Here is a 12,671-nt window from a genome sequence, read left to right on the forward strand (position 1 = left end):
CCCCTGGCCCGACCCCACCATCCACCCCGACGCCTGGGTGGCCCCCAGTGCGGTGGTGATCGGCGCCGTAGAGCTGGCTGAGGGGGCCAGCCTCTGGCCCACCGCCGTGGCCCGCGGTGATCTCTGCGCCATCCGCATCGGTGCCGGCAGCAATGTGCAGGACGGGGCTGTGTTGCACGGCGATCCTGGCCAGCCCGTGCTGATCGGCGCCGGCGTGACCATCGGCCATCGGGCCGTGATCCATGGCGCCACCCTGGAGGACGGGTGCCTGATCGGCATCGGCGCTGTGGTGCTCAACGGCGTGACCGTGGGACGGGGAGCCCTCGTGGGGGCTGGATCGGTCGTGACCCGCGATGTGCCGTCCGGCGCCGTGGTGATGGGGGCCCCGGCCCAGGTGAAACGCCAGCTCAGCGAGGAGGCGATGGCCGAGCAGCGGGACCATGCCCGCCACTACCGGGAGCTGGCCATGGTCCATGCCGGGCGCGGGGCCACCTAACAAAACCAATCAGAGCACCAGCCCGGAGGCACCACAGCGGCGGCCTGTCCTTAAGATCACCGAACTTCCCTCTGCCCTCCATGGACGCTCGGCTGGTGCTGGTTGCCGCTCCGATCCTGCTCGCTGCCGGCTGGGCCGTGTTTCACATCGGCCGCGCTGCCGTGGGCCAGCTGCAGCTGATGATCAGGCGCGCCCGCGCCTGAGTTCACGGCAGACCAAACCGATTCCTCCGTGCCCTCTGAGCAGCCAGTCATCACCGTTGTGGGGGCTGGCCTGGCGGGCACGGAAGCTGCCTGGCAGATCGCCAGCGCAGGTCTGCCCGTGCGGCTTGTGGAGATGCGCCCCTTGCGCCACTCCCCAGCCCACCACAGCGCTGAATTCGCCGAGCTGGTGTGCAGCAACAGCTTCGGCGCCCTCTCCAGCGACCGGGCGGCCGGGCTGCTGCAGGAGGAACTCAGGCAGCTGGGTTCGCTGGTGATCGCCATGGCCGATCGCCATGCGGTGCCCGCCGGTGGCGCCCTGGCGGTGGATCGGGGCCGCTATAGCGCAGCCCTCACCGCCACCCTGGAGCAGCACCCCCTGGTCAGCGTGGAACGCCGCGAGCAGACCGACCTGCCGGGGGCCGACGCGATTGCCGTGTTGGCCACCGGCCCCCTCACAAGCGAGCCCCTGGCCGACGATCTGCGCCGCTTCACCGGCCGGGACGACTGCCACTTCTTCGATGCCGCCAGCCCGATCGTGGCTGGGGAGAGCATCAACCTGGAGGTGGCGTTCCGGGCCTCGCGCTACGACAAGGGCGACGCTGACTACATCAACTGCCCGATGGATCGGCAGCAGTTCCTCGCCTTCCGCGAAGCCCTGCTCAGCGCCGAACAGGCCGAACTCAAGGACTTCGAGCAGCAGAGCGCCACCTTCTTCGAGGGCTGCCTGCCGATCGAGGAGCTGGCCCGCCGCGGCGAGGACACCATGCGCTACGGCCCGCTCAAGCCGATCGGACTCTGGGATCCCCGCTGGGGCGATCTGTACGACCGCGACGTGCGCCGCGCCAAACGGGCCTACGCCGTGGTGCAGCTGCGCCAGGAAGACAAGGACGGCCGCCTCTGGAACCTGGTGGGCTTCCAGACCAACCTCAAATGGGGCGAACAGAAGCGGGTGCTGCGGCTGATTCCCGGACTTGAGCAGGCGGAGTTCGTGCGTTTCGGTGTGATGCACCGCAACACCTTTCTCGAGGCCCCGCAGCTGCTCGATGCCACCCTGCAGTTCCGGCGGCGCCCCAACCTGCTGGCCGCGGGCCAGATCACCGGCACCGAGGGCTACGCCGCGGCGGTGGCCGGCGGCTGGCTGGCCGGCAGCAACGCCGTGCGCCTGGCACGGGGCCAGCAGCCCCTGAGCCTGCCGCCCACCACGATGATCGGCGCCCTCACCCACTTCATCGCCGAGGCCCCCAGTGGTCGCTTCCAGCCGATGCCGCCGAACTTCGGGCTGCTGCCGGAGCTGCCCGAACGCATCCGCGACAAGCGCCGCCGCTACGGCGCCTATCGCGACCGGGCCCTGGAGGCCCTGAAGCCCTTCGTTCAGCGGGAGCTGGCGGGCCTGGCCGCCTGCTGAAACGGCCCAGCCTGGCGAGCCGTGGGTGGAGCAGCCGCTCAGCTCCCAGCTGGCGATCGGGCCGGATGTGCAGTTCCCCGCGCCAGACGCCACGGCTGGTCTCGGTCCTAGGGTCGCGCCCTGTTGAAAGCGAGACCACGGTGGAGCGGCCAGAGTGGGACGCGATTGTGATCGGCTCCGGCATCGGCGGGCTGGTCACCGCCACCCAGCTGGCCGCCAAGGGCGCCAGGGTGCTGGTGCTGGAGCGCTACCTGATCCCCGGCGGCAGCGGCGGCAGCTTCAGGCGCGAGGGCTACACCTTCGATGTGGGCGCCTCGATGATCTTCGGCTTCGGCGAGAAGGGCCACACCAACCTGCTCACCCGCGCCCTGGCCGATGTGGGCGAGCACTGCGCCACGGTGCCCGATCCAGCCCAGCTGGCCTACCACCTGCCCGATGGCTTGGAGGTGGCGGTGGACCGTGACTACGACACCTTCATCGCCGATCTCACCGCCCTGTTCCCCCACGAGGCCAGGGGCATCCGCGCCTTCTACGACACCTGCTGGCAGGTGTTCCGCTGCCTTGATGCGATGCCGCTGCTGTCGCTGGAGGATCCCGCCTACCTGGCCAAGGTGTTCTTCAAGGCGCCGCTGGCCTGCCTGGGGCTGGCCCGCTGGCTGCCGGAGAACGCCGGGGCGGTGGCGCGGCGCCACATCCGCGATCCGGCGCTGCTGAAGTTCATCGACATGGAGTGCTTCTGCTGGTCGGTGATGCCGGCGGATCTCACGCCGATGATCAACGCCGGCATGGTGTTCTCCGACCGCCACGCCGGCGGCATCAACTACCCCCGCGGCGGCGTCGGCACGATCGCCGAGAAGCTGGTGGCGGGCCTGGAGCGCCACGGCGGCACGATCCGCTACCGGTCCCGTGTCACCCGGGTGCTGCTGGAGAACGGCCAGGCCGTGGGGGTGGAGCTGGCCGATGGCGAACAGATCCACAGCCGTCGGGTGGTGAGCAATGCCACCCGCTGGGACACCTTCGCGGGGGAGGATTCGCCGCGAAGCACCCTGGTGGAGGCAGCTGACACCCCCGCCGCCGAGGCCACCTGGCGGCGGCGTTACAAGCCCTCCAGTTCCTTCCTCTCCCTGCACCTCGGCATCGACGCCGCCCTGGTGCCCGAGGGCTTCCACTGCCACCACCTGCTGCTGGAGGCCTGGGAGGCGATGGAGGCCGAGCAGGGGGTGGTGTTCGTGTCGATGCCGACGCTGCTCGATTCCTCCCTGGCGCCTGAGGGCCACCACATCCTGCACAGCTTCACCCCCAGCGCCATTGAGGCCTGGAGCCAGCTCAGCCCGGGCGCCTACGCCGCCAAGAAGGAGGCCGATGCGGCGCGCCTGATCCAGCGGCTGGACACGATCCTGCCTGGCCTCAGCGGCGCCATCCGCCACCGGGAGATCGGCACCCCCCGCACCCACCGGCGCTTCCTGGGCCGCAGCGGCGGCAGCTACGGGCCCGTGCCGGCCCTGCGGCTGCCGGGGCTGCTGCCGATGCCCTTCAACCGCACCGGCGTCAGCGGGCTCTACTGCGTGGGCGATTCCTGCTTCCCCGGCCAGGGCCTCAACGCCGTGGCCTTCAGCGGCTTCGCCTGCGCCCACCGGATCGGTGCCGACCTGGGGCTCAACCCCTGGGCGCTGCCGGCCTGAGCCACGGGCAGCCACGTCGCCCCGGCAGCCTTCATAACGTGGAGTCCACCGCCGCTCCCTGAGATGTCCAGCAGCTCGTCCCCGCCTGAGCAACCGAGCGCGGCCCAACTGGCCCTCTACCTGGAGCAGCGGGGCGACCTCAGCAAGCCCTGGCTGCTGCAGATGCTGCGTCTGGCCAAGTTGAAGGAATCGAAGCATGAGCTTTCCCCGGAGGACTACCTGGAGCGGCTGCAGGAGGCCCACGCCGATCTGATGCGGTTGGGCGCGTTCTGGAAGGGGCGCGAGCAGGAGGTGTTCAGCGGGGCCTACAGCCCCTCAGCGCTGCTGGAACCCCTGCCGGGCTCTCCTGGCGACCGATGACCCCAGCGACCCAGCGCTACCCGATGGCGCCGCTGATCCGCTTCACGCTGCTGGGCCTCTATCTGGCCCTGGTGGTGCCGTTGCCGGCCCTCGCACCGGCGGGCGTCAGCGGCGCCATGCTGGTGCTGGCAGTGGCGGGGGGCCTGGCTCTGGTTCTCGCCCTCACCAGCGAACGGGTCGAGCTCGATGGCGAGGGGATCCGGGTGGGCCATCCCCGCTGGTGCAGCTGGCTGCTGCGCCGTGGCTGGAGCCTGAACTGGAACAGCATCACCGCCCTCACACCCGTCACCACCAGCCAGGGTGGCCGGGTGTACTACGTGCGCTCAAGCGATGGCTCCGCCTGGCTCCTGCCCCAGCGCGTGGCCCGCTTTCCAGACTTCCTCGATCGTTTCGCGAAGGGGACGGGCCTGAGCGTCAAGGGCATCGGACGGATAAGCCCGCCATGGACCTACCAGTTGCTGGCCGGTCTCAGCGCTCTGATGCTGGCTGGCGAACTGATCTGGGCGCTGGCGTCAGGCCAGGGAATTGACCGGATTGGGCAGGGGTGAACCCACCGGCAGCAGGTCAGGTCCGGCCGCAGGGTGCTCGGGAAGGGTGTCGAGGCTGAAGCGGTAACCCTGCTGACGCACGGTGTCGATACCGCCGCCCTCCCCGAGGCCGGCCTGCTCCAGCTTGCGGCGCAGCGTGAGCACCTGGGTGTCCACGGAACGGGGGCCGCCACTGAACGGGGGCCAGGCCATGCGCAGCAGTTCCTGGCGGCTGCGCACCACCCCGGGGGGCATCAACAGAGCACAGAGCAGGGCAAATTCGCGCGGACTCAACTCCACGGGCTGGTCGCGGAGGGTGACCTGTCGCAGCAGCAGATGCACCTCCAGGGGGCCCACGCAGACCTGCTCCTGCAGACCCGTTGAGCTGCGACGCAGCAGGGTGCGGCAGCGGGCGGCGAGTTCCTCGAGCCCGAACGGCTTGCGCAGCACGTCGTCAGCGCCGGCATCGAGCAGGGTGACGACGGGCTCGGAGCCCGAGCGGGCCGTGAGCACCATCACCGGGCAACGCAGCTGGCTGGCCAGGCGCAGAGCACTGCTCTCATCCAGCAGTTCCGCGCTGATCAGCAGGTCAGGCGACTGGTCGCGGCACACTTCCAGGGCCTCTTTGGCCGTGGCGACGGCGGCAGCCAGGTGGGAATCCTGGCGGAGGCGCTGGGCCAGAACGGTGCGCAAGGTGGCGTGGGGATCAACCACCAGCACACGCTTGGCCAGATCGGAGGCAGGCTGCGGCAAGGGAGGTTGTTCGGGTGGCACCGCTGTGTGGGTCAAGACCCTGAGTCATTCCAACCTAACGGTCCTGTCGAGCCGTGGCACGTATCAGCCGTGGCTGTAAACAGGAGCCTGGTGTGCTGCGGCGCAGACCTCAGCACCCCGCAGACCCCCTCAGCCCCCTGCAGGGACCTGAACCGGGAGCGCTCAGAGCGTGTGGTTCGGTGGTCCGCTCCGCGCCCGTCAACGATCATGGCCACAATGGTCATCAGGGTCAGCCCTCACCATGAACGCGCTTCAGCACCCCGACGCCATCCGCCACTTCCAGTCGCTGTGTGACGCCTGCCAGGAGCTCTCACTCCGGCACCACGGCCCGGCGGACCTGCGGCTCTATGCCGATGGCTACCTGCACGCATTGCGCCGCACCGCCGTGCTCGACGCCCTGGTCCTGCGGCGGCTGGAAGATCTGGTGCAACGCTGGATTCTCGACCCCTCCAGCTTCATCGGCCCAGACGGCGACCCCAGAGCGCTGTACGAGAGCGGCTACGAAACCGGCCGCCGCTAGCTGGATCACAGCAACCAGGCCGACCTGGAGTTCAGCTGGCGAGGGCCACCGCCAGCTGCTCCTTGAGCTCACCGGAGTTGTACATCTCGATCAGGATGTCTGAACCGCCGATGAATTCCCCGTTCACATACACCTGAGGGATGGTGGGCCACTCGGAGAATTCCTTGATGCCCTGGCGGATCTCAGCGTCGGAGAGCACATCGAAGCTGTCGAAGGGCACGCCGAGGGCGTTGAGGATCTGCACCACGTTGTTGGAGAAGCCGCACTGGGGCATCAGCTTGGTGCCCTTCATGAACACCACCACCGGGCTGCTGGTGACCAGCGTCTGAATGCGCTGTTTGACAGAAGCGTCCATGGAATCAGCTAGGGGTTGAAGTTTGCAGGGCCAGGGCATGGATCGCCTCACTGGCCAGTTCCTGGCGCAGGGCGCCATACACGAGTTGATGCTGGCGGATCCTGGTGAGACCGGTGAAGGCCGTGGACACCACCGTCACCTGGAGATGATCCCCACCACCGGTGAGATCCTCCACCGCGATCTGGGCATCGGGCATGGCGCGCTGGATCGCGTCCTTGACCTCGTCTGGTTGCACCATGGGGCGGGCCTCGCAACGGCGGGAATCTAGGGGTTTGTGCGGCTCAGCTGGCCGCTGCCGCCTGGCCGGCCGTGTAGGGCGTGGTGGCGAAACCGATCTCCAGCAGCATCTGGTAGGCCTTGCGGCCCTCCTCGGTGGTGGGGGTCATCACCTTCACCACCTCCACCAGCAGGGGCACGGCCACCTCGGGCTCGTTCTGCCGGCGGAACAGGGCCGCCAGCCGCAGGTTGGTCTGGGCCATCAGCTCCAGGGCCTCCCTGCCCTTCTGATCCATCTCACGCGGAATGCGGGCGTCGAGGCCTCGGAAGGAGCCGCTCAGATCGCGGTAGAAGCCCAGCAGCCGACGGCAGTAGTCGCGGGCGAGGTCAAAGTTGCGGCGGGCCTCAGTGAGATTGCCGCTGGCGGCGGCCGCATCCCCCTGAGCCAGCAGACGCCGCGCCGCATCGAGGCTGATCGGGCTCTGGGTCCCGGCCAGGGTGCGCTCAGGGGCCTGCTGGGACAGCGCCGGGGTCGCCCCCACGGGGACGAGCGCGGCCATCAGGGCCAGAGCAGTTCCGCACAGACGGCGCTTGAGCCTAGGCACGGCAATGGGTGTCATGGTGGCGAAACTCTAAAGGGACTGGTCTGAAGCACCGGAACACGGTTTTGGCAATGACGGCACGCCGATGCTCGCGGCCGCCTGGCTCTCCAGAACCGTCATGGCGGCGGCGAGCTGGGCTGTGAAGGCTTTCGCCGCCTCCCGACCCTCGCCCTGGAGGCGCATCGGCGCTCCGAGGTGGAGCGCGGCGCGGCCGCAGGGGAGGGCCAGGCTGCGGCTGTAGGCAATGCCCACGGGCACCACGGGCACCACCACCCCCTTGCTCTCGGCCAGCAGTGCGAGGCGGGCCAGCCCCTGCTGCAGCCGAGGCACGCTGGGCTCCCGGCGGATGCGGCCCTCCGGAAACACCACCAGCTGTTCGCCGGCCTCCAGCAGCTCCACGGCGTAGCGCAGGCTGGCCAGGGAAGGCCGCAACTGGTTCACCGCAAAGCAGCCCAGCCGCTGCAGGAACCAGCCCTGCAGCCCCTGCATCTCATCAATGGTCACCATGAAGCGGCAGTCGCGTCCGCTGACGCGGCGGCCTGCCGCGTAGGGGAGCAGCAGGGCATCCCAGCGGGCCTTGTGGGTGGGGGCCAGCAACACAGGACCCCTGGCCGGCAGGAACTGCTGGCCCTGCACCTGCAGGGAGCGAAACCACAGAGGCAGGGCCAGATCCTGGGTGGCCAGCATCGCCACAGGCGCCAGCCAGGGGCTGATGCCTCGGCAGACGCTGCGCTCCCGGGAGGGCTCGGGGAGCTGGGGAGAGCCGGCATCGGCGCGGCTGAGGCGGCCCGGGCCCTCGGATTCCGCCTCCGGCTGGGCCATGGTCGCGACGCGCTCCTGGGTCGAGGTCATGGGGGAAAGCTACGGAGTCACTCCCGCCTGTCGCCGCCCGGGCGGGCAGTTGACCCTGCGGCCCAACGGCGGCAGCGCGATCGCCCCGGGGCTGCTCCATAGGATCCGCAAGGCCCCCTTCCGCTGCCATGGCCAGCCTCGGCGTCAACATCGATCACATCGCCACCGTGCGCCAGGCCCGCCGCACGGTGGAGCCCGATCCGGTCAGCTATGCCCTGCTGGCCGAGCTGGGTGGCGCCGATGGCATCACCGTGCACCTGCGCGAAGACCGCCGCCACATCCAGGACCGTGACGTGGAGCTGCTGCGCCAGACCGTGCGCAGTCGCCTCAATCTGGAAATGGCAGCCACCGCCGAAATGGCCGCCGTGGCGCTGCGCCTGCGGCCAGACATGGTGACCCTGGTGCCCGAGAAGCGCGAGGAGGTGACCACCGAGGGGGGCCTYGACGTGGCCGGCCAGGGCGCTGCGCTGGCGGATCTCGTGGGCCGTCTGCAGCAGGAGGGCATCGGCGTGAGCCTGTTCGTGGATCCCGTGGCGCAGCAGCTGGAAGCCAGCCAGGCCAGCGGCGCCCGCTGGGTGGAACTGCACACCGGGGCCTATGCGGATGCCGCCTGGAGTGGGCAACCCAGGGAGCTGGCCCGGCTCTGCGAGGCCAGCTTCATCGCCCGCAGCCTGGGCTTGAGGCTGAACGCCGGCCATGGCCTCAACTACCAGAACGTGGAGCCGGTGGCGGGAATCGAGGGCATGGAGGAGCTGAACATCGGCCACAGCATCGTGGCCAGGGCCCTGGCCGTGGGGCTGAGCCAGGCCGTGCGCGAGATGAAGGCGCTGGTTCAGAATCCGCGCCGCGATCCCCTGTTCGGCAGCCTGCAGCCATGAGCACCTATCACTTCGTTGCCGCCAGCAAGTCGTTCCTCACGGTGGAGGAGCCCCTGGAGGAGGTGCTGCGCGAGCGGGTGCGCCACTACGGCGAACAGGGCAAGGCGATCGATTTCTGGCTGGTGCGTCGGCCGGCCTTTCTGGAGGCCCCGGAGCTCGCCGCCAGCACCAGCACCGTGCCCAGGCCCGCTGCGGCGGTGGTCTCCACCGACGAGAAGTTCATCACCTTCCTGAAGCTGCGGCTGGAGTTCGTGCTGGTGGGCCAGTTCGAGGCCCCCAGCAGCGCCATCACCGATCCCCTGGCCAGCCTGGCCTGAGCCGGTTCAGAACAGCCCGAAAAAGCGCTTGCGTTCGGGCGGAGCGGCCTGATCCTGCTCTGCCGGGCTGGAGCCAGGCTCGGGCCTGGCCCGTCCCTGGCCCCCGTCCTGCTGATAGCGGGGCTTGTTGTCGCCGATGGTGAGCAGGGCCTCCTTGTTCTTCCACCACACCCAGTCGCGGATCGGCGGCGTGTCGCGCAGCTGCTCGCGGGTGAGGCCCAGGCCGAGCTTGGCGGAGGCGTTGAGCAGCACATCGAGCATCTCCTCGCCGTTCGAGCAGCGGGCCAGGGCCTCGTTGGTGCGGCGGGCGCCGTTGAGGGCCTTCACCAGGGCCCGCACCCTCTGCAACACCGTCAACGACTGCAACTCCATGGCTCCCGGTGGCAGGTGAGGCGAACCGTACCAGTGCTGTCCGGGAGTTGAGGGCCAGGGCCTGAGCCCATCCTGTTGGGCGCTGATTGCGGGCTGATTGCTGACAGGTTGGGCGTCCAGGGGCCAGACTGACACCAACGCAGACCTCCTGATGACGCCCCCCGCCGTTCCCTCCCGCCACTGGGTGATCGGGGACGTTCATGGCTGCGCCGACGCCCTGGAACGGCTGGCCGCTCTCCTGCCCCAGCGCGATCGGCTGGTGCTCTGCGGCGATGTGATCAACCGGGGCCCCCAGATCGAGCGCAGCATGGAACTGGCCTGGGGCCTTGTCTGCTGCGGTCGCGCCGTGTGGCTCCAGGGCAACCATGAGGCCAGCCTGGTGCGGGCCCTGAAGCTGCGGGGCCCGAGCGCCCGCGAGGTCCTGGCCGCCTGCGACACCTACCGCCAGCTGGGGGATCACCGCTGCCGCCTCTGGCTGGAGCGGCTTGAGGCCCTGCCCCTGATCTACCGGGGAGCGGGTTGGGTGGCCACCCACGCCGGCTTCGATCCCGAGAGCTGGGAGCCCTCGCTCACGGTGCGGCAGTCGTTCTGGGACACCTATGACGGCCGCTTCRGCRATGTGATCGGCCTCAGCCTGCCCCTGCTGCGCCGCTGGCTCCAGGATCCCCGCTTCAACGATCGCTGAACAGCTCGCCGATGCCGTCGCTGGAGCTGCGGCCGCGCCGCAGGCCGCGGTTCTCGCGGGTGGCCACCAGGGTGAGGTTGCGCCAGCGGAACACGCCTGTGTAGCCGTGGTCGATGAAGGTCACCGGCGAGGTGCCGGTGGCATCGCGCACCTCCAGCCGTCCGCTGCGGTCGCTGAAGTTGAAGCGCCGTCCATCCGGCTGGGTCACCACGTAGCGGGTGACGCCATTGCTGCGCTCCACCAGGCGCAGGGAGCAGTCGCCGTCGTGGAGCAGGCGGGAGCCTTGCGCCAGGGTGCAGCGGCCCTCGTAGGTGGTCACCTCGCGGTCATTCCGCGACACCCGGCCGAACAGCACGCGGGTCAGTTCACGCTCGACCCGCTGGCGATCTGAGCCCCGCTCCCAGCAGGTCTCGGCGCGCAGGCTGCAGAGGCTGCCATCGGTGAGCTGGAACTCCTGGGGAACGGGCCGGCCGATCAGGGAGGTCTGCAGGCGCCTGGCCGCCTGGCTGCCGAACTGGCGCCTGGTCTCCTCCAACGAGACGCCCTTGCTGCTGAAGCAGGTCTGGGCGCGTTGATCGCAGACCACCCCAGCCTCCGGGCTGGAGAGCCAGCGGGGCATGGCCGCCGCCGGTGCGGCGCCCGCCAGCAAGCCAAGGCCCGCGCTGGCGGCGGCAACGGCGGCGGTGGTGCTGAGGCGCAGGGTGAGGGATCGCACGGTCATGGCTGTGAACGGAGTGAGGAGAGGCGCTGGGSCGAGACCCGCCGGCAACGCATCACCGCAACGTATCGGCCGGGTGTGTGCCAGCCATGACGGCCTGGAGCGGAGTTCTGACCAGATCTGTCTGGGCACAAAAAAGCCCCCACCAAGGGCGGGGGCAAGCGGCTTGCGCCGACGCAGAGGACTGAGGGGGGTCAGTCGAGGTCGGGCATGGCCAGGGTGGGCTCGGCCTGACGGTCGATGCCCTTCTCGAAACCGGCAGCGGCGGCGCGGGCGCGGCCGGCATGCCAGAGGTGGCCCACCAGGAAGAAGAAAGCCAGCACGAATTGCGTGGAGGCCAGCCACTGGCGGATGTTCACGAAGTTCACCGAGTTGGGCTCGGTGATGATGCCGCCCACGGAGTTGAGGGAGGCATTGGGGGCGTGGGTCATGTATTCAGCCGCCCGGCGCACCTGCCAGGGCTGAATGTCGTTCTGAAGCTTGTCGAGGCTGAGGCCGTTGGGGCCGCGCAGCGGCTCCAGCCAGGGGCCACGGAAGTCCCAGAAACGCATGGTTTCACCACCGAAGATGATCTCGCCGGTGGGGGAGCGCATCAGGTATTTGCCCAGACCGGTGGGGCCCATGGCCGAACCGATGTTGGCTCCGAGGCGCTGGTCACGCACCAGGAAGGTGAAGCTCTGGGCCTGGGAGGACTCGGCGTTGGTGGGGCCGTAGAACTCGGAGGGGTAGGCGGTGTTGTTGAACCAGATGAAGGCCGAGGCGATGAAGCTCATGAAGCTCAGGGCGCCGAGGCTGTAGCTCAGATAGGCCTCACCGTTCCAGATGAAGGCGCGACGCACCCAGCCGAAGGGCTTGGTGATCACGTGCCAGATGCCACCGAAGATGCAGATCAGGCCCAGCCAGATGTGGCCGCCGATGATGTCCTCCATGGAGTCGACACCGATGATCCAGCCCTCGCCACCAAAGGGGGCGCGGGTGAGGTAGCCGAAGATCACACCCGGATTCAGGGTGGGATTGGTGATCAGGCGCACGTCACCGCCACCGGGAGCCCAGGTGTCGTAGACGCCGCCGAAGAACATGGCCTTGAACACCAGCAGCAAGCAGCCCACACCCAGGAGGATGAGGTGGTAGCCGATGATGTTGGTCATCTGGTTCTTGTCGCGCCAGTCCTGGGAGAAAAAGTTGGAGTAGTTCTCCAGGATCTCAGGGCCGCGCAGAGCGTGATACAAACCGCCCACGCCGAGCACGGCCGAGCTGATCAGGTGGAGCACGCCCACAACAAAGAACGGATAGAGGTTGGTGACCTCACCGCCAGGGCCGACGCCGTAACCGAGGGTGGCGACGTGGGGGAACAGGATCAGACCCTGTTCATACATGGGCTTGTCGAAGGTGAAGTGGCTCACCTCGAACAGCATCATGGCTCCGGCCCAGAAGACCATCAGGCCGGCGTGGGCCACATGGGCACCGAGCAGGCGGCCGGAGAGATTGATCAGGCGGGCGTTACCCGCCCACCAGGCGTAACCGGTGGAGTCGAGGTCCTTGCCCCCGACACCCACCAGCCCGGAATTAAAGGGCGTTTCCACGGGGCAGTACCTCTTCAGGGAAGACGAAGTTTTCATGCGGCTGGTCAGCCGGCGCCATCCAGGCGCGGATGCCTTCATTCAGAAGAATGTTCTTCGTGTAGAAGGTCTCGAACTCGGGGTCCTCAG

18 protein-coding genes and 1 pseudogene are annotated in these 12,671 nt (G+C 68.9%); 10 read left to right on the top strand and 9 right to left on the bottom strand.

All coding sequences use genetic code 11. From position 1 onward, the window contains the following. The 6 genes from IQ216_RS05935 to IQ216_RS05960 all read left to right on the top strand — a co-directional run. Positions 1-496 (top strand): gamma carbonic anhydrase family protein (locus IQ216_RS05935; RefSeq protein ID WP_228007196.1); only part of this gene is annotated, 496 nt, incomplete at its 5' end. An 80-nt stretch (positions 497-576) separates the two neighbouring features. After that, a complete protein-coding gene (locus tag IQ216_RS05940) occupies positions 577-699 on the top strand; it encodes a photosystem II protein Y (protein ID WP_186696866.1) in 123 nt (40 codons plus the stop codon). A gap of 28 nt (positions 700-727) precedes the next feature. Then, positions 728-2,104: an FADH(2)-oxidizing methylenetetrahydrofolate--tRNA-(uracil(54)-C(5))-methyltransferase TrmFO gene (trmFO, locus tag IQ216_RS05945; RefSeq protein ID WP_193814741.1), complete on the top strand. Its 1,377-nt coding sequence runs from the start codon at positions 728-730 to the stop codon at positions 2,102-2,104. Positions 2,105-2,244: 140 nt separating this feature from the next. Further along, entirely contained in the window at positions 2,245-3,786 is a 1,542-nt protein-coding gene (gene crtH / locus IQ216_RS05950) for a carotenoid isomerase (protein ID WP_370566629.1), read from the top strand. Between the two features lie 63 nt (positions 3,787-3,849). Continuing rightward, on the top strand, positions 3,850-4,146 hold the full coding sequence (locus tag IQ216_RS05955; RefSeq protein ID WP_186696869.1) for a hypothetical protein: 297 nt from the start codon (positions 3,850-3,852) through the stop codon (positions 4,144-4,146). Then, the gene (locus tag IQ216_RS05960; RefSeq protein ID WP_193814743.1) at positions 4,143-4,694 is read left to right on the top strand and encodes a hypothetical protein; all 552 of its coding nucleotides are present in this window, start codon (positions 4,143-4,145) and stop codon (positions 4,692-4,694) included. The genes IQ216_RS05955 and IQ216_RS05960 overlap by 4 nt, the downstream gene beginning before the upstream one ends. Here the strand turns inward: IQ216_RS05960 and IQ216_RS05965 are convergent. Then, positions 4,659-5,426 (bottom strand): response regulator transcription factor, encoded by a 768-nt coding sequence (locus IQ216_RS05965; RefSeq protein WP_225875612.1) that lies wholly within the window; start codon positions 5,424-5,426, stop codon positions 4,659-4,661. The genes IQ216_RS05960 and IQ216_RS05965 overlap by 36 nt on opposite strands. Positions 5,427-5,688: 262 nt before the next feature. Here IQ216_RS05965 and IQ216_RS05970 point away from each other — a divergent pair, with 262 nt between their 5' ends. Next, positions 5,689-5,967 (top strand): DUF6761 family protein, encoded by a 279-nt coding sequence (locus IQ216_RS05970; protein ID WP_193814744.1) that lies wholly within the window; start codon positions 5,689-5,691, stop codon positions 5,965-5,967. A gap of 31 nt (positions 5,968-5,998) precedes the next feature. On the opposite strand, the gene grxD is transcribed toward IQ216_RS05970, so the two are convergent. From grxD to IQ216_RS05990, 4 genes are all read right to left on the bottom strand, one after another. Next, entirely contained in the window at positions 5,999-6,322 is a 324-nt protein-coding gene (grxD, locus tag IQ216_RS05975) for a Grx4 family monothiol glutaredoxin (protein WP_186696872.1), read from the bottom strand. 4 nt (positions 6,323-6,326) lie between these two features. After that, positions 6,327-6,560, bottom strand: a complete 234-nt coding sequence (locus IQ216_RS05980) for a BolA family protein (RefSeq protein ID WP_193814745.1) — start codon at positions 6,558-6,560, stop codon at positions 6,327-6,329. A gap of 43 nt (positions 6,561-6,603) precedes the next feature. Further along, entirely contained in the window at positions 6,604-7,098 is a 495-nt protein-coding gene (locus IQ216_RS05985) for a hypothetical protein (protein ID WP_228007197.1), read from the bottom strand. A 72-nt stretch (positions 7,099-7,170) separates the two neighbouring features. Beyond that, positions 7,171-7,992: a 1-acyl-sn-glycerol-3-phosphate acyltransferase gene (locus IQ216_RS05990; RefSeq protein ID WP_193814747.1), complete on the bottom strand. Its 822-nt coding sequence runs from the start codon at positions 7,990-7,992 to the stop codon at positions 7,171-7,173. Between the two features lie 128 nt (positions 7,993-8,120). On the opposite strand from IQ216_RS05990, the gene IQ216_RS05995 reads away from it, so the two are divergent. Both IQ216_RS05995 and IQ216_RS06000 read left to right on the top strand, forming a co-directional pair. Then, positions 8,121-8,870 carry a pyridoxine 5'-phosphate synthase gene (locus IQ216_RS05995; RefSeq protein ID WP_193814748.1) on the top strand — a complete coding sequence of 250 codons (750 nt, stop codon included), beginning with the start codon at positions 8,121-8,123 and terminating at the stop codon, positions 8,868-8,870. Further along, positions 8,867-9,187: an MgPME-cyclase complex family protein gene (locus IQ216_RS06000; RefSeq protein ID WP_193814749.1), complete on the top strand. Its 321-nt coding sequence runs from the start codon at positions 8,867-8,869 to the stop codon at positions 9,185-9,187. The genes IQ216_RS05995 and IQ216_RS06000 overlap by 4 nt, the downstream gene beginning before the upstream one ends. A 6-nt stretch (positions 9,188-9,193) precedes the next feature. Here the strand turns inward: IQ216_RS06000 and IQ216_RS06005 are convergent, their stop codons facing one another. Then, positions 9,194-9,559, bottom strand: a complete 366-nt coding sequence (locus IQ216_RS06005; RefSeq protein ID WP_193814750.1) for a hypothetical protein — start codon at positions 9,557-9,559, stop codon at positions 9,194-9,196. Positions 9,560-9,710: 151 nt separating this feature from the next. Between IQ216_RS06005 and IQ216_RS06010 the strand changes: the two genes are divergently transcribed. Continuing rightward, complete coding sequence (locus IQ216_RS06010; RefSeq protein ID WP_193814751.1) at positions 9,711-10,244, top strand: metallophosphoesterase; 534 nt, start codon at positions 9,711-9,713, stop codon at positions 10,242-10,244. Here IQ216_RS06010 and IQ216_RS06015 read toward each other — a convergent pair. The 3 genes and pseudogenes from IQ216_RS06015 to IQ216_RS06025 form a co-directional block, all read right to left on the bottom strand. Further along, positions 10,231-10,965 carry a YcgJ family protein gene (locus IQ216_RS06015; protein WP_193814752.1) on the bottom strand — a complete coding sequence of 245 codons (735 nt, stop codon included), beginning with the start codon at positions 10,963-10,965 and terminating at the stop codon, positions 10,231-10,233. The two genes, IQ216_RS06010 and IQ216_RS06015, sit on opposite strands and share 14 nt — an antisense overlap. 191 nt (positions 10,966-11,156) lie before the next feature. After that, positions 11,157-12,545: a photosystem II reaction center protein CP43 gene (gene psbC, locus IQ216_RS06020; RefSeq protein ID WP_186699064.1), complete on the bottom strand. Its 1,389-nt coding sequence runs from the start codon at positions 12,543-12,545 to the stop codon at positions 11,157-11,159. Then, positions 12,529-12,671, bottom strand: a pseudogene (locus IQ216_RS06025) (photosystem II D2 protein (photosystem q(a) protein)); the annotation flags it as partial. The gene psbC and the pseudogene IQ216_RS06025, both read right to left, overlap by 17 nt.

Source organism: Cyanobium sp. LEGE 06143 (genome assembly GCF_015207535.1).
Taxonomy (GTDB): domain Bacteria; phylum Cyanobacteriota; class Cyanobacteriia; order PCC-6307; family Cyanobiaceae; genus NIES-981.